Source organism: Massilia sp. DWR3-1-1, from assembly GCF_049898325.1.
In the GTDB taxonomy this organism is placed as follows: Bacteria; Pseudomonadota; Gammaproteobacteria; order Burkholderiales; family Burkholderiaceae_D; genus JAFCUW01.
The window spans coordinates 1-23,462 of sequence record NZ_JAFCXL010000018.1 but is presented as its reverse complement, the minus strand read 5'-3'; the positions used below and the strand labels follow the sequence as shown (position 1 = coordinate 23,462).

28 protein-coding genes are annotated in these 23,462 nt (G+C 65.9%); 25 read left to right on the top strand and 3 right to left on the bottom strand.

Annotation, left to right across the window (positions count from 1 at the left end):
• Positions 1–95 precede the first annotated feature (95 nt).
• The 3 genes from ACP7EY_RS17985 to ACP7EY_RS17975 all read left to right on the top strand — a co-directional run bounded on the left by ACP7EY_RS17985 (position 96) and on the right by ACP7EY_RS17975 (position 2,596).
• A complete protein-coding gene (locus ACP7EY_RS17985; RefSeq protein WP_426196006.1) occupies positions 96–1,376 on the top strand; it encodes an MFS transporter in 1,281 nt (426 codons plus the stop codon).
• Positions 1,377–1,433: 57 nt separating this feature from the next.
• Positions 1,434–2,096, top strand: a complete 663-nt coding sequence (locus tag ACP7EY_RS17980; RefSeq protein WP_426196004.1) for a DUF1345 domain-containing protein — start codon at positions 1,434–1,436, stop codon at positions 2,094–2,096.
• A gap of 140 nt (positions 2,097–2,236) precedes the next feature.
• On the top strand, positions 2,237–2,596 hold the full coding sequence (locus ACP7EY_RS17975) for an HPF/RaiA family ribosome-associated protein (protein ID WP_426196002.1): 360 nt from the start codon (positions 2,237–2,239) through the stop codon (positions 2,594–2,596).
• A 52-nt stretch (positions 2,597–2,648) separates the two neighbouring features.
• Here ACP7EY_RS17975 and ACP7EY_RS17970 read toward each other — a convergent pair whose 3' ends face one another.
• Positions 2,649–3,449, bottom strand: a complete 801-nt coding sequence (locus ACP7EY_RS17970; RefSeq protein WP_426196000.1) for a helical backbone metal receptor — start codon at positions 3,447–3,449, stop codon at positions 2,649–2,651.
• Positions 3,450–3,542: 93 nt separating this feature from the next.
• Here ACP7EY_RS17970 and ACP7EY_RS17965 point away from each other — a divergent pair, with 93 nt between their 5' ends.
• Complete coding sequence (locus tag ACP7EY_RS17965) at positions 3,543–4,490, top strand: GGDEF domain-containing protein (RefSeq protein WP_426195998.1); 948 nt, start codon at positions 3,543–3,545, stop codon at positions 4,488–4,490.
• Positions 4,491–4,555: 65 nt separating this feature from the next.
• Positions 4,556–6,001, top strand: coding sequence for an exodeoxyribonuclease I (gene sbcB / locus ACP7EY_RS17960; RefSeq protein WP_426195996.1), 1,446 nt, complete (start codon positions 4,556–4,558; stop codon positions 5,999–6,001).
• A gap of 15 nt (positions 6,002–6,016) precedes the next feature.
• Here sbcB and pyrF read toward each other — a convergent pair whose 3' ends face one another.
• Complete coding sequence (pyrF, locus tag ACP7EY_RS17955) at positions 6,017–6,844, bottom strand: orotidine-5'-phosphate decarboxylase (protein WP_426195994.1); 828 nt, start codon at positions 6,842–6,844, stop codon at positions 6,017–6,019.
• Between the two features lie 164 nt (positions 6,845–7,008).
• On the opposite strand from pyrF, the gene ACP7EY_RS17950 reads away from it, so the two are divergent.
• The 12 genes from ACP7EY_RS17950 (at position 7,009) to ACP7EY_RS17895 (ending at position 15,190) form a co-directional block, all read left to right on the top strand.
• Positions 7,009–7,620, top strand: a complete 612-nt coding sequence (locus ACP7EY_RS17950; RefSeq protein ID WP_426195992.1) for a LemA family protein — start codon at positions 7,009–7,011, stop codon at positions 7,618–7,620.
• 4 nt (positions 7,621–7,624) lie between these two features.
• Positions 7,625–8,470, top strand: coding sequence for a TPM domain-containing protein (locus ACP7EY_RS17945; RefSeq protein ID WP_426195990.1), 846 nt, complete (start codon positions 7,625–7,627; stop codon positions 8,468–8,470).
• A gap of 11 nt (positions 8,471–8,481) precedes the next feature.
• Positions 8,482–9,003 carry a TPM domain-containing protein gene (locus ACP7EY_RS17940; protein WP_426195988.1) on the top strand — a complete coding sequence of 174 codons (522 nt, stop codon included), beginning with the start codon at positions 8,482–8,484 and terminating at the stop codon, positions 9,001–9,003.
• Positions 9,004–9,073: 70 nt separating this feature from the next.
• Positions 9,074–9,838 carry an SDR family NAD(P)-dependent oxidoreductase gene (locus ACP7EY_RS17935; protein ID WP_426195986.1) on the top strand — a complete coding sequence of 255 codons (765 nt, stop codon included), beginning with the start codon at positions 9,074–9,076 and terminating at the stop codon, positions 9,836–9,838.
• A complete protein-coding gene (locus ACP7EY_RS17930) occupies positions 9,835–10,299 on the top strand; it encodes a MarR family winged helix-turn-helix transcriptional regulator (RefSeq protein ID WP_426195985.1) in 465 nt (154 codons plus the stop codon). Before ACP7EY_RS17935 ends, ACP7EY_RS17930 begins: the two co-directional genes overlap by 4 nt.
• A gap of 134 nt (positions 10,300–10,433) precedes the next feature.
• Positions 10,434–10,853, top strand: a complete 420-nt coding sequence (locus ACP7EY_RS17925) for an organic hydroperoxide resistance protein (protein ID WP_426195983.1) — start codon at positions 10,434–10,436, stop codon at positions 10,851–10,853.
• Between the two features lie 432 nt (positions 10,854–11,285).
• Entirely contained in the window at positions 11,286–11,582 is a 297-nt protein-coding gene (locus tag ACP7EY_RS17920) for a transposase (RefSeq protein WP_426195981.1), read from the top strand.
• Positions 11,579–11,920 (top strand): flagellin, encoded by a 342-nt coding sequence (locus ACP7EY_RS17915; RefSeq protein WP_426195979.1) that lies wholly within the window; start codon positions 11,579–11,581, stop codon positions 11,918–11,920. The genes ACP7EY_RS17920 and ACP7EY_RS17915 overlap by 4 nt, the downstream gene beginning before the upstream one ends.
• Positions 11,921–12,206: 286 nt before the next feature.
• Positions 12,207–12,527: a hypothetical protein gene (locus tag ACP7EY_RS17910; RefSeq protein ID WP_426195977.1), complete on the top strand. Its 321-nt coding sequence runs from the start codon at positions 12,207–12,209 to the stop codon at positions 12,525–12,527.
• 138 nt (positions 12,528–12,665) lie between these two features.
• Positions 12,666–13,082: a VanZ family protein gene (locus tag ACP7EY_RS17905; protein ID WP_426195975.1), complete on the top strand. Its 417-nt coding sequence runs from the start codon at positions 12,666–12,668 to the stop codon at positions 13,080–13,082.
• Between the two features lie 339 nt (positions 13,083–13,421).
• Positions 13,422–14,027: a hypothetical protein gene (locus ACP7EY_RS17900; protein ID WP_426195974.1), complete on the top strand. Its 606-nt coding sequence runs from the start codon at positions 13,422–13,424 to the stop codon at positions 14,025–14,027.
• 305 nt (positions 14,028–14,332) lie between these two features.
• Positions 14,333–15,190 (top strand): pirin family protein, encoded by an 858-nt coding sequence (locus ACP7EY_RS17895; RefSeq protein WP_426195972.1) that lies wholly within the window; start codon positions 14,333–14,335, stop codon positions 15,188–15,190.
• A gap of 20 nt (positions 15,191–15,210) precedes the next feature.
• On the opposite strand, the gene ACP7EY_RS17890 is transcribed toward ACP7EY_RS17895, so the two are convergent.
• Complete coding sequence (locus ACP7EY_RS17890; protein ID WP_426195970.1) at positions 15,211–15,573, bottom strand: hypothetical protein; 363 nt, start codon at positions 15,571–15,573, stop codon at positions 15,211–15,213.
• A 406-nt stretch (positions 15,574–15,979) separates the two neighbouring features.
• Between ACP7EY_RS17890 and ACP7EY_RS17885 the strand changes: the two genes are divergently transcribed.
• The 8 genes from ACP7EY_RS17885 to ACP7EY_RS17850 all read left to right on the top strand — a co-directional run bounded on the left by ACP7EY_RS17885 (position 15,980) and on the right by ACP7EY_RS17850 (position 23,313).
• Positions 15,980–17,005 (top strand): asparaginase, encoded by a 1,026-nt coding sequence (locus ACP7EY_RS17885; RefSeq protein WP_426195968.1) that lies wholly within the window; start codon positions 15,980–15,982, stop codon positions 17,003–17,005.
• Positions 17,006–17,263: 258 nt separating this feature from the next.
• A complete protein-coding gene (locus ACP7EY_RS17880; protein WP_426195966.1) occupies positions 17,264–18,121 on the top strand; it encodes an alpha/beta hydrolase in 858 nt (285 codons plus the stop codon).
• A 158-nt stretch (positions 18,122–18,279) separates the two neighbouring features.
• Positions 18,280–18,546, top strand: a complete 267-nt coding sequence (locus ACP7EY_RS17875) for a hypothetical protein (protein ID WP_426195965.1) — start codon at positions 18,280–18,282, stop codon at positions 18,544–18,546.
• A 91-nt stretch (positions 18,547–18,637) separates the two neighbouring features.
• Positions 18,638–19,330, top strand: a complete 693-nt coding sequence (locus ACP7EY_RS17870) for an HAD family hydrolase (RefSeq protein ID WP_426195963.1) — start codon at positions 18,638–18,640, stop codon at positions 19,328–19,330.
• A complete protein-coding gene (locus ACP7EY_RS17865) occupies positions 19,327–20,469 on the top strand; it encodes an MGDG synthase family glycosyltransferase (RefSeq protein ID WP_426195961.1) in 1,143 nt (380 codons plus the stop codon). Before ACP7EY_RS17870 ends, ACP7EY_RS17865 begins: the two co-directional genes overlap by 4 nt.
• Entirely contained in the window at positions 20,466–20,948 is a 483-nt protein-coding gene (locus ACP7EY_RS17860) for a hypothetical protein (protein WP_426195959.1), read from the top strand. Before ACP7EY_RS17865 ends, ACP7EY_RS17860 begins: the two co-directional genes overlap by 4 nt.
• A 105-nt stretch (positions 20,949–21,053) precedes the next feature.
• The gene (locus ACP7EY_RS17855) at positions 21,054–21,368 is read left to right on the top strand and encodes a hypothetical protein (protein WP_426195957.1); all 315 of its coding nucleotides are present in this window, start codon (positions 21,054–21,056) and stop codon (positions 21,366–21,368) included.
• Between the two features lie 298 nt (positions 21,369–21,666).
• Complete coding sequence (locus ACP7EY_RS17850; RefSeq protein WP_426195955.1) at positions 21,667–23,313, top strand: methyl-accepting chemotaxis protein; 1,647 nt, start codon at positions 21,667–21,669, stop codon at positions 23,311–23,313.
• Positions 23,314–23,462 lie beyond the last annotated feature (149 nt).

The window sequence follows — 23,462 nt, the reverse complement described above, 5'->3', positions numbered from 1 at the left end:
CACGCCGGCGACGCGCCGGCGGCGGCAGGGCCGGCGCCGGCAAGGCGTGGCTGAATCGGGCATAATTGCGCGCTGCTTCCCCGTCGAAAGTCCGCATGTCCGAGCAGTCCGCCGCCAGTTCCGCCGCCACCGTCCTGCGCAACCGCAATTTCGCCTTTTACCTGTCCTCGCGCGTGCTGGGCACCCTGGCCGTGCAAATGCAAAGCGTGGCCATCGGCTGGCAAGTCTATGACATCACCGGCAGCCTGTACGACCTGGGCCTGATCGGGCTGGCCCAGTTCGCCCCGTTCCTGGTCCTGATCCTGCCGGCCGGCCATGTCGCCGACCGCTACAACCGCCGCAGCGTGATCGCCGTCTGCCTGGCCCTGCAATTGCTGGTATCGATCCTGCTGCTGCTCTTTAGCGTCAGCGGCAGCGCCGTCGTGTGGCCCGTGTTCGCCATCCTGGTGCTGTTTGGCAGCGCACGCGCCTTCATGATGCCGGCCTCGCAGGCGATCCTGAAAAACCTGGTGCCGCTCGAGAGCTTCAGCCAGGCGGTGGCGCTCAGTTCCTCGGCCTTTCACGTGGCCGTCATCACCGGCCCCGTGCTCGGTGGCCTGCTCTACCTGGCGGGACCGAAATGCGTGTACATGGTGTCCGCCGCCCTGCTGCTGATCGCCACCGTCCTGATGACGCGCACCAAAAGCCGTACGCAGGTCCACAGCAGCGGACCGGCCAGCTGGCACACGGTGCTCGAAGGGATGCGCTTTGTCCGCTCGCGGCCCATCATCCTGGGCGCCATTTCGCTCGACCTGTTCGCCGTGCTGTTCGGCGGCGCCACCGCGCTGCTGCCGGCGTATGCGCGCGACGTGCTGCAGGCGGGGCCAACGGGCCTGGGCCTGCTGCGCACCGCGCCCGGCGCCGGCGCCGCCCTGTGCTCGGTCGTGCTGGCGATCCGGCCGATCCGCCGCCACGTGGGCCTGTGGATGTTCGGCGGCGTCGGCCTGTTCGGCCTGGCCACGGTGGTGCTGGGCGCCACGAGCAGCCTGGCCATTGCCCTGGCCGCGCTGTTCCTGCTGGGCGTGGGCGACATGGTCAGCGTCTACATCCGCCACCTGCTGGTCCAGTATGAAACGCCCGACGACATCCGCGGCCGCGTCAGCGCCGTCAGCGCCGTGTTCATCGGCGCCTCGAATGAACTGGGCGAATTCGAATCGGGGCTGGCCGCTGGCTGGCTGGGCCTGGTCAGGGCCATCGTCGCGGGCGGTGTCGCCACCCTGGTGGTGACGGGATTGTGGGCCTGGAAATTTCCCGTGCTATCGCGCATGGACCGCTTTCCCCACCACGAAAAGGAAGAGCAAGAGGCCCTGGACAAGCAGCATGCCGCGGTTAAATAATGCTTCCCGTCACTGCTGTGGAATAATCCGCCCATTTCCATTCCCGATCGGCAAGCAATGAATTCAAGCACCTGGCACAGCTTCATTTCCAGCCGCCCCAACATGCTCGCGTCGACCCTGATCGGCGCCGTCACCGCCGCCGCGCTGCCCGCCGACATGCACTGGGTCAGCCGCGCGCTGATCGCCTGGAACGTGGCGGTATGGTGCTTCCTGATCATCATGATGCGCATCGTGGTGACCTCGGACAGCGCGCAGGTCAACGCGCGCGCCGACAAGGAAGACGAGAACGCGGGCGTGGTGCTGCTGGTGCTGGTGATCGCCTCCGTGTGCAGCCTGACGGCGATTTTTGTGGAACTGGCCCAGCTGGCCGATGCCAGGGGCGCCGAGCGGGCCGGCCGCTACGCGCTGACGGTGAGCACCCTGATCGGCTCGTGGCTGCTGGTGGGCGTGCTGTTCTGCTTTCATTACGCGCACAAGTACTACCGCTGCGACGGCACCGAATTGCCTCTCAAGTTCCCCGATGACGAGGAGCAGCCCGACTACTGGGACTTCCTGTATTTCTCGTTCACCATCTCGGTGGCGGTGCAGACCTCGGACGTGCAAGTGATGGGGTCGAAGATGCGCAAGCTGGTGCTGGGCCACTCGGTGCTGAACTTTTTTTTCAACCTGGTGGTGCTGGGCCTGTCGATCAATATCGCCGCCGGCCTGCTCAAGAGCTGAGTGCGCTGGCGTACGACGGGGCAAGCGCCGATCGGTGTAAGATCAGGCAGGTGCGCAGAGCAGCCAGGGCGCGCGGCAGCAGCGCTTGCGTCAAGCGCCCATGGTTGGGGCAGCACCTGAACAACCACCAAGGAGTCACTATGCAAATCAATATCAACACCGACAAAACCATCGAACGTCATAACGGCCTGGACGAACACGTCGAGACCGTCGTCAAGGCGGCCGTGGCCCGCTTTGGTGAACAGATCACCCGCGTGGAAGTGCACCTTTCCGCCGACAACAGCCAGAAATCCACCGACGGCGGCAACCGCTGCATGCTCGAAGCGCGCGTGACCAATTACCAGCCGATCGCCGTCACCGAACACGGCGCCACCTTGCACCAGGCGATCAGCGGCGCAGCCGACAAGCTCAAGCGTGCAATCGACAGCGCGCTGGGCCGCCTGCACGACAAGCAGTTGCACAAAACCCCCGTCATCGCCGAACCCGCCGAAGAAGAATAAGCGGCCCCCTCGACTGCCTGGTGCGGGCTCGACCAGGCAGCATGCCCTCCCCTCACACCTGGCCGCTCAGCGTACCCAGGTACTGCAGTGCCTGCACCGCGCGGCTGCCATACCACGACATCATTTCACCATCGACCAGCAGTACCGGCTTGCCGATCTGCTGTTCCAGCGCGTCCGCGTGCGCCTCGGTAAACCGATACGGTTCCGTCGACAGCAGCACGCCGTCGATGCCGTCGACCAACGCGGCATCCCAGCGAAAACACGGGTAGCGCTTCGGGTCCGGCAAGGCCGGCACGCGCCAGCCGATCAAGTCCATCATGCGGGCGATATAGGTGTCGGCCGACACCGCCATCCACGGGTCCTGCCAAATACAATAGAGCATGGTGCGCGGCGGGCCTTTCGGCAGTGCCAGCAGGCGCGCGTAAGCGGCCTCGAACTGCGCGCACCAGCGCTCGGCCGCCGCTTCCACGGCAAATAGTGCCCCCATCAAGCGCGCCAGCGCCAGGTTGTCGCGCGGCGCCAGCGGGTGCGTGACGACGACGTGTGGCACGATGTGCGCCAGGGCATCGGCGGTGGGCCTGGTATTTTCGTCGATGTTGACGATCACGTGGGTGGGTGCCAGCCGGCGGATTTTTTCCAGGTTCACATCCTTGGTGCCGCCCACCTTGGCGATCGACCTCACCTGCGCGGCCGGGTGGATGCAAAAGCCGGTGCGGCCCACCAGTTGCCCGGCCAGGCCCAGCTCGCACAACAACTCCGTGATCGACGGCACCAGGCAAACGATGCGGGCGGCGCCGTCGCGCACGTGGCGCACGCCGGCGGCATCGACCAAGTGCGCGGCGGCGACTATCATGAAAGCTGACGGCCAGCGCCGGCTTGTTCGTGTTGCAATGAGTTATGATGACTGTGCATACACGAATTATACGTACAAGACAGAAAGATCACTGTGGATCACATCGGCACCTTCGCCGCCTCCTCCTATCGCCTCTGCGACCTGCAACTGTTCGGCGGCGTCGATGAAAACCAGTTACGCCCCCTGCTGGCCGGCTGCAGCATCTGCCGCCTGCCGCGCGACCAGCGCCTGGAAGACACCTTCCGCGCCCGCCTGTTCATCGTCCTGAGCGGCGCGCTGGCCGAAACGGCCACCGATGGCACCGTCAGCAAGATCTTGCCGGGGGAGAGCGTGGGCGAGCAGTCGGTGCTGGACGAAACGACCAACCTGGCCGACATCCGCGCCACGGCCGACAGCGACCTGCTGGTCATCGACGGCGACCTGGTCTGGCAGCTGATCGACGGTCTCAATGGCGTCGCCCGCAACCTGCTGCGCATGCTGTCGTTTCGCATCCGCGCCGCCAGCGCCACCTCGCGCAAGCGCCAGAAGCTGGGCGAATTTTATCGCCAGCTGTCGATGAACGACGGCTTGACGGGCTTGTACAACCGCGCCTGGCTCAACGACATGCTGCCGAAAATGATCGGCAAGGCGCGCCGCGACGGCCTGCCCCTGTCACTGGTGATGATCGATCTCGACCATTTCAAGCGCTTCAACGACAGCCACGGCCACCTGGCCGGCGACGACGCCTTGCGCGGCGCCGCCGGGGTGATCGCCAAGGCGCTGCGCCCGTCCGACTTCGCGGTCCGTTACGGTGGCGAAGAAATGCTGGTGATCCTGCCCGACACGAGCGAAAAGCTGGCCAGCATGGTGGCCGAGCGCCTGTGCCAGCGCCTGCGCCAGGTGGTGGTGTTCAAGGACATGCGCCTGCCCCTGCCGCACCTGACCGGTTCGCTCGGGGTGGCCCGACTGGTCGAGACGATGGACGAAACGGGGCTGATCGCCGCCGCCGATGCCGCCCTGTACCGGGCCAAGGAAGCGGGGCGCAACCAGGTGCACATGTGATGGCGCCACTGGCGGCAGCGGGCGATTCGTGACACCATACGCCGGCCTTCACTCGCCTCCCCCCCATGACCACGCATACCTTTCTCTGGCACGACTATGAAACCTTCGGCGCCGTGCCGCGTCGCGATCGTCCGGCCCAGTTCGCCGCGATCCGCACCGATGCCGATCTCAACGAGATTGGCGAGCCGATCATGCTGTACTGCCAGCCGGCACCGGATTTTTTACCGGACCCGCAGTCCTGCCTGATCACCGGCATCACCCCGCAGCAATGCCAGCAATGGGGCGTGCCCGAGCACCAGTTCGCCGCCACCGTCGAAGCGGCGTTCAGCCAGTCGGGCACCATCGGGGTGGGCTACAACACCATCCGCTTCGACGATGAAGTCACGCGCTTTCTGTTCTGGCGCAACCTGATCGATCCCTACGCGCGCGAATGGCAAAACCAGTGCGGCCGCTGGGACTTGCTCGACGTGGTGCGCATGACGTATGCGCTGCGCCCGGAAGGCATCGAATGGCCGCTGCGCGAGGATGGCAAGCCGAGTTTCCGCCTGGAAGACCTGGCGCGCGCCAACGGCTTGCTGCACGAAGCGGCGCACGACGCCCTGTCCGACGTGCGCGCCACCATCGCGCTGGCGCGCCTGATCCGCGATCGCCAGCCCAAGCTGTTTGCGTTCTGCCTGGGCCTGCACAAGAAAGACAAGGTCGCCACTGAAATCGGCCTGCACCTGGCGCCCGCCGCGCGCCAGCCCTTCCTGCACGTGTCGGGCATGTTTCCCGTCGAACGCGGTTGCCTGGCGATCGTCTTTCCGCTGGCGGCCCACCCCACCAACAAGAATGAAATCCTGGTGTGGGACTGCGCCCACGACCCGGCCGAACTGTTCGGCCTCGATGCCGACACGGTGCGCCTGCGCATGTTCACCCGCAGCGCCGACTTGCCCGAAGGGGTAGGCCGGCTGCCCATCAAGAGCGTGCACATCAACAAGTCGCCGATGCTGGTGTCTAACTTGAAAACCCTCAGTCCCGCCATGGCCGCGCGCTGGGGCATCGACGTCGAACAGGGCCGTGCCAACGCGCGCGCGGTGGCCGCCGGGCCCGACCTGTCGAGCCTGTGGGCGCAGGTGTACCGGCGTCCCGCCGCCGCCCCGCTCGACGTCGACGAAGACCTGTATGGCGGTTTTGTCGGCAACAACGACCGCCGCACCCTCGACAGCCTGCGCGCGCTGACGCCGCAAAAGCTGGCGGCGGCGCGGCCCGCGTTCGACGACGAACGTCTCGACGAATTGCTGTTTCGTTTTCGGGCGCGCAACTATCCGGAGACCCTGGGCGAGGCCGAACGGTTTTCGTGGGAGCAGCACCGCGCGGCGCGCCTGTTCGACGGCGCCGGCGCCGCCCGCACCATCGAACAGCTGTTTGCGGAGATCGATGTGCTGTCCGAGGACGCCGACGAGCGCGCCGAGACCATTCTTGGCGAACTGTACGATTACGCCGAGTCGATCGCGCCGACCCGGCGTTAAGGTTTGTTGCGCGACCTACGCGCCCTGGCGGTGCGCGTTGACGTCGTCGCGGGTGGCCAGCGCCACCCGCCGCGCCGCCGCGGCGAAATCTTCGCCCGCGGCCGGGCTGGCGTACAGGATCGCCCGTGAGGAACTGATCATCAAGCCCGTGCCGGCCGCCGTCTGGCCACCGGCCACGGTGGCGGCCACATCGCCCCCTTGCGCGCCGATGCCCGGCACCAGGATGGGCATCGCGCCCACCAGTGCCCGCACCTGCGCCAGTTCGTCGGGGAAGGTGGCGCCCACCACCAGCGCGCACTGGCCGTTGCGGTTCCACTGATTGGCCACCATGGCCGCCACGTGCTGGTACAGGGGACGCCCGCCGACGTCGAGAAACTGCAGGTCCGAGCCGCCCGGGTTGGAGGTGCGGCACAGGATGATCTGGCCGCGGTCTTGCCAGGCCAGGTAAGGTTCGACCGAATCGAAGCCCATGTAGGGACTGAGGGTGACGGCGTCGGCGCCGTAGCGGTCGTAGGCTTCGCGCGCGTACTGGTGGGCGGTGGCGCCGATGTCGCCCCGCTTGGCGTCGAGCAGCAGCGGCACGTGCGGATAGTTGGCGCGCAGGTAGGCGCACACTTGTTCGAGCTGGGCTTCGGCGCCGAGGGCGGCAAAGTAGGCGATCTGCGGCTTGAAGGCGCAGGCCAGGTCGGCGGTGGCGTCGATGATCGCCTTGCAAAAGTCGAAGATGGCCGCGGGCTTGCCGTGCATGGCGCCGGGAAACTTCGACGGGTCGGGATCGAGACCGACGCACAACAAGGAATTGCTGGTGGTCCACGCCGTGGACAGCTTGTCGATGAAATTCACGCCCGACCTTTCTGGAAAATTACAAACGCGACATTGTACCGTGCCCGCAGCAGTATCCGGCGGCGCCGTCGCGCCCCCGCGCACTTGCGCACACGCTTAAAACGACGGTGCGCGGCCATTTCAGGTATATTTTATTCATTCGACAACCCGCCAGGACCAACCCCATGATTTCTCAACGTTTTTCCCGCTGGACCCGCCTGCTGCTGACCGTGTCGCTGCTGGCATCAATCCTGTCCGGCTGCGGCTACAACCAGTTCCAGTCGAAGGACGAGGCGACCAAGGCCGCGTGGAGCGAAGTGGTCAACCAGTACCAGCGGCGCGCCGACCTGATTCCCAACCTGGTCAACACCGTCAAGGGCTATGCCTCGCACGAAAAAGACACGCTCGAAGCGGTGACGCGGGCGCGCGCCTCGGCCACCAGCATGCAGGTGACGCCGGAAGTGCTGAACGATCCGGCCGCGTTCGAAAAATACCAGCAGGCGCAGGGGCAACTGACGCAGGCGCTGTCGCGCCTGATGGTGGTGACGGAGCAGTATCCGAACCTGAAAGCCGACGCCGGCTTTCGCGACCTGCAGTCGCAGCTCGAAGGCACCGAGAACCGCATCACCGTGGCGCGCCAGCGTTACATCGTCGCCGTGCAGGACTACAACGTCACCGTGCGCAGCTTTCCGAACAACCTGACGGCGATGGCGTTCGGCTACAAGGCCAAGCCCGCGTTCACGGTGGAAAACGAGAAAGCCATTTCCACCGCGCCGTCCGTCAACTTCGGCAAGTGATCCCATGCCGTCTTCGCGCCTGATCCTGAACCTGCGCACCGCGCCGTCCGCGCCGGGCTGGCTGCGCGCGCTCTGCACGGCGGCGCTGGCCATGCTGCTCGCGGTGGCCGCGCCGGCCATGGCGCAGCAGCCGGTGCCAAAACTCGCCGCGCTCGTCACCGACCAGGGCGGCATGCTCGATGCGGCCCAGCGCCAGAAGCTCGAAGCGGTGCTCACTGACTACCAGGCCCGGACCGGCAGCCAGATCGCCGTGCTGACCGTCAACACCACCGAGCCCGAGCAGATCGAGCAATACAGCATCCGCGTGGCCGACGCCTGGAAACTGGGCCGCAAGGGCGTCGATGACGGCGTGCTGCTGGTGGTGGCCAAGAACAATCCGGCCGCGCTGCGCCGCTTGCGCATCGAAGCGGGGCGCGGGGTGCAGGGCGTGCTCACGGATGCGAAATCGAAACAGGTGCTGCAGGATGTGATCGCGCCGTATTTCCAGAAAAACCAGTTTTACGAAGGCCTGGTGGCCGGCGTGGGCGCCATCGCCACCCTGCTCAACCAGGAGCAATTTCCCGCCGCGCCGCAGCCGGCGCCGGCCGAACGTGCCGCAGGCGGCTTCGGCTGGCTGCCCATGATATTGATCGGTGTGTTTGTCCTCGCCAGTGTGTTCCGCCCCCGCGGTGCGCGTCTCGCGCGCGGCGGCTGGGGCGGCAACGCCACCGGCTTCATCCTCGGCACCGCCCTGGGCAGCCTGGGCCGCGGCGGCGGCGGTGGCGGCGGATTCGGCGGCGGCGGCGGTGGCGGATTCGGTGGTGGCGGCGGCGGCAGTTTCGACGGCGGCGGCGCCTCGGGGAACTGGTAATGGAGAACCTGATGGAGAACCATATGCCACCACCGAACCGCCTCGCCCGCACCTGGCGCCACCTGACGACGGGCGCCGGCCACGGCCGCCGCGCCTTCCCGCAAGATGCCCTGGCCGACATCGCCAGCGCCATCAAGGCGGGCGAGCAAACCCACCGCAGCGAACTGCGCCTGATCGTCGAAGCGGCGCTGCCGCTCGACCTGGTGTGGGCCGGCGTGGGCAACCGCCAGCGCGCGCTGGCCCTGTTCGCCGAACACGGCGTGTGGGATACGGAAGACAACTGTGGCGTGCTGATCTACATCAATCTGGCCGAGCGCGCCGTCGACATCGTCGCCGACCGGGCGATCGGCCGTAAAATCGATCCGGCGACCTGGCAAGCGGTGTGCACCACCATGACGGCAGGGTTCGCCCGCGGCGAGTTTCGCGTCAGCACGCTTGCCGCCATCGACAAGGTCAACACCTTGCTGCGCGCGCAATTTCCCGCCACGGGGCCGCGCGACAACGAGTTGCCCGACAGCCCGCTGGTGCTCTAGCGCTTTACCCATGGGCGCTGCCCCGGCAGCCGTTTACAATCGAGTCTTCTGCCCCCATTGAAAGCGTTCCATGAAATTAGCCGATCGAGTTGCCATCATCACGGGCGCGACCCAGGGCATCGGCCTCGCCTGCGCCCAGCGCCTGCGCCAGGAGGGCGCCAAGGTCATGCTGGTCGATATCAAGCCGGACGGTGCGGCAGCGGCTGCCGCACTGGGCCCTGACGCCGCCTTCTTCGCCGGCGACGTGGGACAGAAGGCCGACGTCGATGCCATGATCGCGCTGACCATGCAGCGCTTCGGCCGCATCGATATTCTCATCAACAATGCCGGCATCACCCATGCCGCCGACTTCCTCGACCTGGCCGAGGATGATTTCGACCGGGTCATCCGTACCAACCTGAAATCGATGTTCCTGTGCGGCCAGGCGGCGGCCCGCGAGATGGTCAAGCAGGGCAGCGGCGCCATCATCAACATGTCGAGCGTCAATGCGCAACTGGCCATCCCCAACCAGGTCCCCTACGTGGTCTCGAAGGGGGGCATCAACCAGCTGACCAAGGTGATGGCGCTCAGCCTGGCGCCGTACGGCATCCGCGTCAACGGCATCGGCCCCGGCACCATCCTGACCGAACTGGCGCAGCAAGCCGTCATGGGCAGCCCCGAAGCGCGCCACACCATCCTGTCGCGTACACCCCTGGGCCGTTGCGGCGAGCCGCACGAAGTCGCCGCCCTCGCCGCCTTCCTCGCCAGCGACGACGCCTCCTACATGACGGGCCAGACCATCTACGCCGACGGCGGCCGGCTGGCGCTCAATTACACGGTCAAGGTGGCCCCATGAGCGCAGGCCCGGACGACGCGGCGCTCGCCAGCACCAACCTGCTGGGGCTCGACAACCAGTTTTGCTTCGCGCTCTATTCCGCCTCCCATGCCGTCACCAAGACCTACAAACCGCTGCTCGACGTGCTGGGCCTGACTTACCCGCAATACCTGGTCATGCTGGTGCTGTGGGAGCACGACGGCATCCTGGTCAAGGACATCGGCGCCCGCCTGTTTCTCGACTCCGGCACGCTCACGCCGCTACTGAAGCGTCTCGAAAGCAGTGGCTTGCTCGAACGCAAGCGCGATCCCCATGACGAACGCCAGGTGCGCATTTCCCTCACCGGGCCCGGGCACGCCCTGCGCGGCCAGGCCACCGATATTCCCGGACAAATGCTGTGCGCGACCGGCAAGGACGTGCCGGCGCTGGTGGAATTGCGCCAGGGCCTGGCGCAGGTACGTGACACCATGCTCAAGCCTTAAGCGACAGGCAAGGCGCGGCGCCGGTTCGGCTATGCCACCGATAGCTTTAATTAAATTGCACACAATTAAATTGCGCGCTATTATTACTACATCGGCACTGCACTGGCACTGCCCTCATCCACCAGGAGTCTCTCATGCAAGTTCTTTACACCGCAGTATCGCGCGCCACCGGCGGCCGTGACGGCCGTGCCACCTCCAGCGACCAGGCGCTCGACGTCGCCCTGGCTGCGCCAAAGGAACTGGGTGGCAACGGCGCCGCCGGCACCAACCCTGAGCAACTGTTTGCGGCAGGCTATGCCGCGTGCTTCCTGTCGGCCATGAAATTTGTCGCCGGCGCGCTCAAGACCCCGGTGCCTCAGGACGCCGCGGTGACTGCGCAGGTCGATATCGGCCCGAACGGCAACGGCGGCTTCGGCCTGGCCGTGCGCCTGCAAGTGAGCACGCCCGGCATGGCGCCGGAAGCGGCGGCAGCGCTCGTCGCCAAGGCCCACGAAGTGTGCCCGTACTCGAACGCCACCCGCGGCAATATCGAAGTGACGATCTCGGCAGTCTGAGATATTCCCAAAATAAATATCTGATATCTCAACTGTCAATTGGACGAATATCTAGCAGGACCGCATACTGCACCTGTCTCCACTATTCTCCTCCAAGAAAATAGTCTTCAGCCCGCTTTCATCAGCGGGCTTTTTTTTGTCCGCGCGCTGCACCGGGCGCCGACAAATTGTTTTACGCTATGTCATTCCAGTGTCATATGGCGTAACTATACTGAATTCAGCTGCTTTACACGCCACCGATATGCGTGATTGCAGCCAGGCGCGTTGCCCGCGGTAGCGCGCCACTCGAATTCTCAGCCTGGCCCCTACGGGTTTGCCCTCCACCACGGAGGGCATTTTTTTTGGCGCGTTCACCGTTGGCTGTGGGTCGTCCCCGAACCGATTTGAACTGCCGAGGTCAAACCTGCTCCACCAACGTGATGGGAGAGCCGCGTGGCACAAGGCAAGCAGGTCCGTCCTGATTTCACCCGCCTGTTTTCCCGACTGCGCGCCTTCAATACGCACCAGAGGCTGGCCGTGTGCTGCTTCATGTCGGCGCTCGTCAACGGCGAGCGCATCGCCGCGCTGATCGACCAGATCGCCCGCGCGTGCAGCGCGTGTCCCCGCTGCGCATCGCGCCAATCCGGCCGCCACGGCTTCGCCAATGGCCTGCTGCGCTACCGCTGCAGCGCCTGCGGAAAAACTTTTAATGGTTTGACGGGCACGCCTCTGGCGCTTCGTCATCAATGACCTTCCAGATCGGCGCCAGCGCCGCTCAAGCCATGACCGCCAGCGGTCCCGGTGCCCTGTCGGCCACTGCAAACGCCACCATCGGCTTGCTCGACAGCTCCATCGCCGCTGTCAGCACCGTGCGTTCGGCGCTGGGCGCGGCCTCGAACCGCCTCGACCACGTCTGCAATAATTTGTCGGGCATCAGCACCAAGGCCTCAACCGGCCGCATCATGGACGTCGACTTCGCCTCGGAAAGCGCGAGCATGACCTCGAAGCAGATGTTGATGCAAGCCGGTACCGCCATGCTCAAGCAGAGCAACAGCATGGCGTCGATGGTGATGTCGCTGCTGCAGTAATGCGCCCGCTGTCCTGATTTTTCGAAGAGCCAACCGTTGACCCGGTTGGCTTTTTTTGGTGTAGCCGCATGCGCCGAACCGACGGCGGGCTGATCGGGTCGATCAGCACAGCCCGGGCACCGAGCGTATCAATCTGCCAAGGTTTTTTTTGGCAATTTTCGCGCATGGCCTTCAAGCGCTTTCAACTGTCGCTCTGAATAGCTTGAAGGCGGCTGGCAATCAGCTATATTGAAGTTCCTCGCCCGGTGCGCCTTGCCAGGCCGGTTCCATCGAAGGAGCAGATCGGATGACCCAACCGCCCTTTTTCACCCCGTCCGCTCATGCCGGCCATCCTTTATACGGGCGTCGGCGCGACCAACCAGGCGAAGCGCTGCTGCTGACCGAACTCAATCCCCATTCGGTCGTCGATTGCCCGGAGGACCGCAAGACGCCGCTCGAACTGCAGAGTTTCGGCACCGTTCGCGAGCCCTGCCCCAAGTGTCAGAAAGCCTGCCTGAACCTGATCTTGCGTCAGACCCATGTCCACACGGCGCACTTGCTGTGCCTCGATTGCCGCAGCTGCTACGATGCCCACTATGCCGGTGGCGCGCCGGCGCTGACCATCTGACGGCGCCGCCGCGGCGCTGGCGCTCGCCCCATGGGCACGCCCGAACAGGGCACGCTGCCACAGCACCTTAGGGAACACGCTGCCGGGCGGCAAGTCGTGCTATTCTCGCCGTTTCGCGTTCGCGTTTGTCGCCCTCCCATGCCTGCCTTTTTGCGTCTGCTGCGCCTGCTTCTTATCGACCCGTCCATCAGCCATATCCGTATCCGCCTGGCCTGCCTGGCTTACCTGGCGATCCTCGTGCTGGGCTCGATCCCTGGCGCCCGCGCCGGCATCGGCCATTTCGCCAGCGGCGTCGTGCTCCATTCGCTCGCCTATGCCGGGCTGACCCTGCTGATTTTCTGCGGCATCAACGGCAGCGCCGCCCGCCGCGCCGTCGCCAGCGTGCTGGCGATCGCCGCGATGGGCGCCGCCGACGAGTTCGTCCAAAGCTTCTTTTCCTACCGCGGCGCCACGGTTGGCGACTGGCTGGTCGATTGCGCCGCCGCGCTCGTCAGCGCCGCCGTGCTCTACCTGCTGTGGCCGCGCGTAACGCTGGCGCCCGCTCGCGTGCCCTGACCTCGCTGCGCGACCGGCGCCCTGCCGGTCGCCTGCTGCCATGATTTAATCTGCCACAGACGCCGCTAAAGCCGGCTGAACCTCTGCCATGTGCCACCACTCTTACCGGAGTGGCTTCGTCGCACCGTCACGCATCAGGTTTCACAACACCGCCACGTCGCCGCAGCCTTGGCGCTGCAATTTGTTGCAATGCTGCAATGCTGGGTAACGACTATTTGATGTGGGTCAGTACCACCTTGTACCTACCTGAACGTCGCCGCGTTTCGCCGCTCTCATAAAAGTGGCAAGCCGGATCGTCACGTACCCCCACTGTAACGATACCAACCGAAGGAGTTGATCATGAATCGAAAACAACAGAGCGTCGTACTGGCGGGCATGCTGGCGGTCACGCTGGCAGGCTGTAGTGGAATGCGCGGAGGCACCAGCGACAGCAGCGCGTCCACCATGGGCACCAGTACCAGCCCAGCCCCCAGCGCCACGGGCAGCGGCAGCACGGGCGACAACGCCAGCGGCAGCAATTACGGTGGTGCTGGCAACACGGCAGCCACGGCAGCCACGGCCGCCACGGCCGGCGCCGATACAAGCGCCAGTGGCACCATGGGCACGTCCGGTACGGCCGGCAGCACGGCCAGCGGCGCCACGGCGGGCAGCACCGGCGCGCAGTCGTCAATGCCAGCGACGAGCGCGGCTGCCGCCAGCCACAACGCCACTGTCGCCCTGATCGAAGCGGTGCCCCGCGCCGGCAGCGGCGGCGCCACCGGCAGCAGCGGCAGCAGTGGCACCACGGGCAGCGGCGCCACCGGTGCCGGAACCGGCGAGGAGCGCGCCTACCGCATCACCTTGCGCATGGACGATGGCACCACCCGCGTCATCACCCAAAGCACCCTGCCCGTCTTCCGCTCCGGCGACCGGGTCAATCTTTCGGGCGACGTCGTCAGCCAATAAGCCCTCGCGGAGGCGGCGCGCAGCGGCCACGCTGTCGGTCGGCGTGGCAACAGCGGCCGGCCAGGCACCGCTTGGTGGTGTCGCGGCCGGCATGCCGGTCGCGTCCGCCGGGCGCGCCTGCTGTCGAGGCCGCTGCGCGGACGCCGCCACGCAAGGGCACTGGCCGCGCCGGGCAGCGCCAGCTGGCGCTGGCTGGCGCCGGCGCGATCATGCTTGCCTCGTCGCCCGCACGAGCGTGTTGCGCCACGTTCGGGCGCTTTCAGGTACTGTCTTGCTCATTACATATTCGCAAGGAGCACGACAGCATGAGCGATAAGACCATCAAACGGCTGCATGAAGCGGTCCGTGACGATATCGGTGACCTGCTGACCCAGCGCCCCCTGCCCCACCCGCACCTGGCGCAACTCGATCCGTTTCTTTTCCTCAATCACCATGGTCCACAGACCTACCCCCCGCACAACCACGGGCTGCCGTTCGGTCCCCATCCGCACCGGGGCTTCGAAACCGTCACCTTCATTCTTGACGGCATGCTCACCCACCAGGACAGCGCGGGCCACGAAAGCATCATTCGCGCCGGCGGTGTCCAGTGGATGACGGCAGGGCGCGGCATCGTGCACGCCGAAGTGTCGCCCCAGGTATTCCTCGACGAGGGCGGCCCCATCGAACTGCTGCAACTGTGGGTGAACCTGCCCGGCCGTTTCAAGATGTGCGAACCGGCCTACACGGGCTTGCAGGTCGAGCAGATTCCCGCCCTGCCGGCCGGTCACGGTGCCACCTTGCACCTGATCGCCGGGCAGTGGCAGGGCCACAGTGGTCCGGTGAACTCGATGACGGGGGTGTTCATGAGCACCATCGACTTGCCGGGCGGCGCCGAAGTGCGTCTCGACGGCTTGCTGGCGCGCACCGTGTTCCTGTACGTCGTGCGCGGCGCCGTGACCATCGTGGGCCAGCGCGTGGCGGGCGCCACCCTGGTCGAGCTCAACGATGAAGGCGAGGCCGTCGATGTGCGGGCCGAACAAGACAGCCTGATCGTATTCGGGCATGCCGAACCGATCGGTGAACCGGTGGTATCGCACGGGCCGTTCGTCATGAATACCCGCCAGGAAATCAACCAGGCCATCATCGACTACCAGGCGGGACGCTTCGGCGCGCCATTGCGCTGAAGCGTCCCGCCTGGCCGGGATCAGCGACCGCTGACGACGACATCGGTGGCAAACGGCAGCTGATCGAAGCGCAGTTGCACGTCGGTGCCGCGCAGGGCGAAACGGTTGGCGTCGATCGGCACCAGTTCGGCCTTGCGCTGGCCCATTTCAGCAAACAGGCGACGATGCTCGTACGACACCCGCATGGTGTCGCCATTGTTCAGATCGTAATTGCCCGCAAAACCGGCGGCGGCGGCGCCCGGCAGCCGCGGCGCACTGGCAGCGATGGTTTGGACTGCCACCATCGCGTTGCCCGCTTCCACGGTGGACGATGGCGCGGCGCTGGCGCCGAGGGTGACGGTGGCGGTGGCGAGGGCGAGGGCAAGTTGGGTGCGGATACGCATGATGATTCCTGTCGAAAAAGTTGGGTGAAATTACGCCGTGTGCGCCGCCGTTCCCAGGGAATCGGCGCGGCGCCCGCAGGCTTCTGCTGGCTCGCCGGAACCGTTATTGGCCTGGCGATGAATGCAGTCTAGCCAGCGCCGCCAACGGCGGCCCGCGCCATCGACCGAAACGCCGAACGGCGCGACAGAACGTCAAAAAGCGCTGATGAAGTGTGCTGTGTGCATACAAACTGGCCCCTCGCCGCCAGCAGGGCGCCCTCTGCACGCTGGCCTGCCGCAACATGGCGGGCTGTGCGCTGTCAGCGGCCGGGTCCCCGCTGGCGCCGGGCGACGATCAGCGCGCAAGGCCAGCGGCGCACGCCGATCTCGATTACAGTGAGGGTTTCCACCAGGCCCGTCCCCGCCCATGTTCCCGGTCCCCCTTGTTGAAACCACCCGCGGCTTTCCTGACAGCGGCTATACGGCAGAAAATGTGCACTGCGGCTCGATTGCCGTCGTCGATGCCCGTGGAAAATTGCTGTGGCGCGCAGGCGATCCGCACGCCATGACCTATACCCGCTCCGCCCTCAAACCGTTTCAGGCGCTGCCCTTCCTGTGCGCGGACGGCCCCGCGCAGTGTGGTTTCAGCCCCGATGAAGTGGCCTTGCTGTGCGCCAGCCACTCGGGCGAAGCCATGCACGTGGCGGGCGTGGAATCGATGCTCGCCAAGATCGGTCTCGACGAGCACAGCCTGGCCTGCGGCTGCCATGCGCCCCTGTATTACGACAGCGTCGGCATGGCGGCGCCGGCCGGCGTTGCCTGGCGCCAGGTGCACCACAACTGCTCCGGCAAGCACAGCGGGTTCCTGGCCTGGTGCCGCCTGCACGGTGCCCCCGTCGACCAGTACCTGGCGCGCAGCCACCCGCTCCAGCAGGCAATACGCGCTGCCGTGGCCAGCCTGGCCAACATGCCGGAGGCGGCCATGCCCGTGGGCCTGGACGGCTGCTCGGCGCCCAACTACGCGCTGCCGCTGTCGCGCCTGGCGCACATGTTCGCGCGACTGGCCCAGGGCGGGGCCGACCCGCAACTTGGCGCGCCGCTGGGCCAGCTGTTCGATGCCATGACGGCGCACCCGGCACTGGTGTCAGGCCAGGCCCGTTCCGACCTCGCCTACATGCAAGCCGGTGGCGGCGACTGGGTCAGCAAGGTGGGCGCCGACGCCGTCCAGACCATCGGCATCCGTTCGGCCGGCATTGGCATCGCCATCAAGATTGCCGACGGCGCCACCCGCAGCCTGCAGACGGCCACCTTCGCCGTACTCGACCAGCTGGGCCTGCTCGATGTCCGCCAGCGGGCGCTGCTGGAGAACTACCGCGCGCCCGTCCTGCGCAATGTGCGCGGCGCAACCGTGGGCACGGTGCGCGCCGTCTTCGCCTTGCAGCGCGCCCCCTGATCGCCGCTGCCGGGGCGCGCCCCTGCCCTGTGGCCTGCGCAGTATCACGTCCGCCATGTCGCGTTCCCCCATCAGGCCTGATCGTCATCAAGGCGCACACGCAGCAATTGTGGGTAGATGAACTGAAGTCCCACAAAATTCGGCGGCGATGGCGCTGGCGTGGCGCGCCCGCCACGCCAGCGCGATAATTTCACCATGCGCCGTGCATGAGAACGGCGGGCGCTGCAAAAGCGCGGGCGGACGGGTAGACTAATGCAAATGAACAATACTAAAAAAGTGGCCGGTCTGGCCGGCCTGGCCAGCGTGCTGTGGCTGGGCTTGCTCACGGCAGTGGCGGCCAGCCAGCGGCGGCTGGTATTTAATCCCACCATCAAGCGCGAAGTGGACCATCCCCGCAGCAGCGGCCACCGCACTCGCTCGGTGGTGCTGCGCACCCGCGACGGCACCAAGCTGTCGGGCTGGTTGATGACGCCCTCGGTGATCGGCCCGCGCCCGGCCGTGGTGTACTTCGGCGGCCGCTCCGAAGAGGTGTCGTGGGTGGCGCGCGATGCCGGCAAACTGTTTCCTGGCATGACGGTCCTTGCCGTCAATTACCGCGGCTACGGCAACTCGCAAGGCAATCCTGACGAGCAACTGATGATCGAGGATGGTTGCATGCTGTTCGACTGGCTGGGCGAACGCCCCCATGTCGATCCGCAGCGCATCGGCATCGTCGGACGCAGCCTGGGGTCGGGCGTGGCGGTGCAGGTGGCGATGCAGCGCCCGGCGCACGCGCTGGTGCTCATCACCCCCTACGATTCCATCCTGGCCATTGCCAAGCGGCGCTTTCGCACCATGCCCATCGAGTACGTGCTGCGCCACCGTTTCGAATCGGTCAAGTATGCGCCTTCGCTGCTGGCGCCCACCTACGTGCTGCGCGCCGCCGTCGATGACATCGTGCCCCATTCGCACACCGATTTGCTGGTGGCGCAACTGGGCAGCCTGCACACCGATGAAACCGTGCCCGATTCGGATCACATGAATATTCCCTACCTGGAGGCGACCCAGAGCCGCATCGCCGCGTTTTTGAGCGCGCAGTTTGCCCTGCCCAGGGCGATGCCGCTGACACCGCCCTGAGCGGTAGAGCGGCCGCGCGCCCGCGCTCCGCGGCTTCCTCTATTCAATTATGCGGTCTGTCGCACATACCGCGTGCCGGCGCGGCGGTATCCTTCGCCATCGCAAGGACGCTGACCGGCAATCGGACGCGTCAAAGCTCACTATCAGAAAGTACCGCCATGCACATCAAATTCGCCCGCATCACCCTCGCGCTCACCCTCGCCGCCAGCGCCGGCTTCGCCAGTGCCGGTTGCCTCAAGGGTGCCGTCGTCGGCGGGGTCGCCGGGCATGTCGCCGGCAGCCACGGCGTGGTCGGCGCCGCCGCCGGTTGCGCCATCGGCCACCACATGAGCAAGAAAAAAGAGAAAGAGCAGGCAGCCCAGCAACAGGCCGCCGCCCAGGCGCAAGCGAATGCCCAGGCCCAGGCTGCGCCGAAGAAAAAATAAGCGCACTGTCACGCCAGCGTCATATTCGCCGCCTACGATAAGTGCCAGGGCTCGCATGGGCGAGCCCGGCCAGAATCTTTGCACGGCGGATATGACGAACCACTCCAAGCGCCTGTTGATCCTCGATGCCGATGGCACCACCATCGACGCCTACAGCGCCATCGAAGCGACCTTCCTGCAACATGGCATGACCCTCGGCGACGAGGACCGCTTTCAAAAACGCCATCGCCTGTTCAAGTACCTGGGCGGCTTGCGCGAATTCCCCACCAATCTCAAAAAACAACTGGGCAAGCAGAGCCGCAAGGAACTGATCGGCACCCTCACCGAGGTCTACCGCAACGAAGCGCGCCTGTACCCTGGCATTGCCCCGCTGCTGCAACGCTTGATCGCCACGCCCGACCTGGTGGTCGGCATCGTCACCCGCAACATCACCAACGCGCCCGAAGACACCCTGCGCCTGCTGTTCGAGCGCCACGGCATCGATGTCGCGCGGCTGGGCTTTCTCACCCATATCCCCCTCAAGCAGGACAAGACCACCACGTTTCGCGCCCTGCGCGAGCAGCACGGCATCAACCCCGCGCGCAGCTATATGTGCGGCGATGAGCACAAGGATTATTTTGCGGCGGTGCGCACCGGCATGCATCCTTTCATGGTCTCGTACGGCTTCGAGGACCACCAGCGCCTGACGGTCAAGTTCGACGTACCCGACGAGCTCATTTCGCGCACGCCCGACGCCCTGTGCAAGCGGGTGCTGCACGGGCTCGACATCGCCGCCCACGGATGAAGCCCTTCCACCTGGTCGTGCTGAGCGTGTCGGCCGGCGCCGGCCACCTGCGCGCCGCCGCCGCCGTCTGCGAACAGGCGCAGGCGGCGGGCCTGGCCAGCACCCACATCGACGTGATGCACCAGGTACCGGCCTGGTTCCGCTGGCTGTATGCGGACCTGTACGGCACGCTGGTGAACCGGGCGCCGCTGCTGTGGCGCTGGCTGTACGGACGGATGAACCACGCCGGCCGCCACGGCCGCCTGCAGCGCCTGCGCCGCCTCCTCGAGCACCGCCTGAGCGCGCGCTGGCTGGCGCAGGTGGCGGCGCTGGCGCCGGACGCCATCCTGTGCACCCATTTCCTGCCCGCTGAAGTGCTGGCGCGGCACGCCGGCGCTGGCGGCGCGGCCTGCCCCATTTTTGTCCACGTCACCGATTTCGACCTGCACGCCATGTGGGTGCAACCGGGCGTGGACGGCTACTTTGTCGGCTGCGACGAAGTGGCGTTCCAGTTGCGCCGCGCCGGCGTGGCCGGCGCGTGCATCACCGTCAGCGGGATGGCGCTGATGCAGGCATTTGCGCTGGCGACGCCGTCGCCACAGGGCTTGCAGCACTACTTCGAGGGCGCCGCCTTGCCGCTGTTGCCTGTCGTGTTGCTGATGGGCGGTGGCGGCGGCTTTGGCGGTCTCGAGCAGCTTGCCCGACAATTGCTGGAAGCGGAAAGCGGCTTTCGCCTGCTGGTCGTGGCCGGAAAAAATGAGGCGGCCCTGGCGGCCTTGCAGGCGCTCGCGCCCGCCTGGCCGGGGCGGCTGGCGGCGCTGGGATTCACCGACCAGGTGGCCACGCTGATGGGCGGCGCCGACATCGTCATCACCAAGCCGGGCGGCCTGACCAGCGCCGAATGCCTGGCCGTCGGCGTGGCGATGATCGTCAACGCGCCCATTCCCGGCCAGGAAGAGCGCAATGCCGACTACCTGCTCGAACAGGGGGTGGCCCTGAAAGCCGTCGATGCCGTCACTCTCGCCTGGCGCCTGCGCCAGTTGCTGGCCCATCCGCAGCAGCGGCGCGCCATGGCGGCGCGCGCGCGCAGCCTGGGCCGGCCGGCGGCCGCCCGCCAGATCGTCGAGGCCATCGTCGGCCGGCGCAAGGCGGCATCATGATGCTGAGCACGCCCATTGCGCAGCTGGTCGCAACAGTGCTGTTCACCCTGTTGCTGGCGTTTTTTTTCGCCAAGGTCGAAGTGCACATCGAGGGGCCGCATGGATGGGCCGCCAATCTGCCCACCTGGCGCATCGAACAGCATGTCCTGCTCGACCTGTTCTGGGGCGGGCGCGCCATGACGGGCTACCACGCCTGGGTATTTTCCTGCATCGCGCTGTTCTTTCACCTGCCGCCCGTGTTCAGCGGCGACTGGTCATGGCACGGCGAATGCCGCGTGCTGGCCTCGCTGATGCTGTTCTGGGTGGCGGAAGATTACCTGTGGTTCGTGATCAACCCGGCGGCCGGCTGGCGCCGCTTCAACCGGCAATTCGCCACCTGGCACAAGATCTGGTGGTGGGTGGCGCCGGCCGACTACTGGCTGTTCCTGACCCTGGCCGCGCTCTTGTACGGCTGGTGGCTGAGAGCGGCGAGCCTTTGATGCAGCGCGCACTTGCCCGACCGGGCGTGCGCTGTCCGTTTGGCAATGGGTGTAACTTGTTTGCGCGGACCCCGCCACGTCGTTCAATCAAACAAGAGGCAAAAAATGAAAATCACACTGTTCCTGTCGGCATCGTTGTTGGCCCTCAGCGGCATCGCCAGCGCACAAACGGCCGTTGAAATTACCGACCCGGCAAAAATCGCCGAAATCGAACGCCACGCCCAGCAACTGGGGGCCCAGCCCATGGCCGCAACGCCATTGGCCCATCCGCACGGGGACCACATGGGCCGGGGCGATCGCATGCACCGCAAGCACATGCGCAAGCACGCGCGCGAGATGTGTCACCACAAGAACATGCATCGCCATGGCGCACCGATGAGGCCGGCGCCGGACATGCCAGCCCCGCCGCCACCGACCTGAGCCGACCTGCACAAGCGCTGGCGCACCGCGCACTTGCGGGCGTGGGCGCCAGTGCCGTTCGGGCTCGCCCACGCCCGCACAGGGCGGTTTGAGGGGCCTGAAATTTTACAATGTTGCTATAAGCGGTCAGACAGGACAGGTGAAGCTTATGCAAAACATCACCCTATGTGCGAATCGCCGACCATATGTTCCGTACAGAAAGTAATTCTTCAGGTGCTATGTTAAAGTCACAGAGTTGCCCAAAAGCACTAAAGCAGTCGCGGCGGACGCTCTCTCGAACATCACCTGAAAAAAAACTATGAACGGTACTTCCATCCGCACCCGCCTGGCATGGGGATTCGGCAGCGTATTCGCTTTGCTGCTGATCCTGAGCCTGCTCGCCAGCCTGCGCGTCAATCGCATCGACGAGACCCTCAACCGCATCAATAACGTGAACAACGTCAAACAGCGCCATGCCATCAATTTCCGCGGCAGCGTACATGACCGTGCCATCGCCGTGCGCGACGTGGTACTGGCGCCCGATGTCGCCGCCGCCGGTGTCCACCTGGCATTGATCGAGCGCCTGGCGCAGAAATACACGGATTCGGCCGGTCCGCTCGATGCCATGTTCAATGGCGCCAGCGCTGTCTCCGCAGAAGAAAAAACGGCGCTGGCAGGCATCAAGGCGGCCGAACAGCAGGCCCAGCCGTTAATTGCCAAGGTCATCGCCCTGCGCCAGGCCGACAATCTGCCGGAGGCCAATGCCTTGCTGGCAAGCCAGGCCGGGCCCGCGTTCGTCGCCTGGCTGGCCAGCATCAACCGCCTGATCGACCTCGAAGAAAAAATGAACCAGGGCGAAGCGGCCAACGCCACCGAGCTGGCCCATTCGTTCCAGGTATGGATCATGGCGCTGAGCGCGATCGCCGTGGCGATCGGCTCGGCTGCGGCCTGGGTCATCACGCGCGGCATGCTGCGCCAGTTGGGCGGCGAACCGGCCTACGCCATGCAGATTGCCGGCGAGATTGCTGCCGGCAACCTGGCCGTCGATATTCATACCCGTGCCGGCGACACCGGCAGCCTGATCTTGGCCATGAAAAGCATGCGCGACAGCCTGGTCGAAATCGTCTCGCAAGTGCGGGCCGGCACCGCCAATATTGCCACGGCCTCCGTCGAAATTGCCGCCGGCAACCAGGATCTTTCTGGCCGCACGGAATCGCAAGCGGACACCCTGGAAAAAACCGCCAGCGCCATGGAAGAGTTGACCTCGACCGTGCGTCAAAACGCCAGCAATGCCAGCCAGGCCAACGTGCTGGCGGTGTCGGCCTCGGAAGTGGCGGTGCGGGGTGGCGCGGTGGTCTCCCAGGTGGTCGAGACGATGGCGTCGATCAATGAGTCGTCGAAAAAAATCGTCGAGATCATCAGCGTGATCGACGGCATCGCCTTCCAGACCAACATCCTCGCCCTCAATGCCGCCGTGGAAGCGGCGCGCGCCGGCGAGCAGGGCCGCGGCTTTGCCGTGGTGGCCACCGAGGTGCGCAATCTGGCCCAGCGCTCGGCGGCGGCGGCGCAGGAAATCAAGTCCCTGATCGGCGACTCCGTGCAGCGCGTCGAAGTAGGCGCCCGCCTGGTCAACCAGGCCGGCACCACCATGGAAGACATCGTCCAGAGCGTCCGCCGCGTCACCGACATCATGAACGAGATCAGTGTGGCCACCCAGGAACAGACTGACGGTATCGTCATGGTCAACGAAGCGATTGGCCAGATGGACGACGCCACCCAGCGCAACGCCGCCCTGGTCGAGCAGGCCACGGCCGCATCGACCCAGTTGCACGACGAAGCGCACGCGCTGTCGGCGGTGGTGAGTATTTTCAAGCTGACCGCGCACGGCCCATCGGCCGCCGGTGCTGCCCGCCAGCGGCCGGGCCGGCAGGCCACGCCGGTCCGGATCGGCGTGCACGCTGCCTGATCAATGGCACCAGCGGGGCCCCGCGCCATGAAAAAGGCGCTTTCACCGTTAGCTGTTGAGTTTCTTTCGAGCTCAAGCGCTGAAGTGACCGAGCGCCGCTGCGAGGAAGCGCTCGGCGTTGCCGATGCGGCGCAGGTCGATGGCCCAGC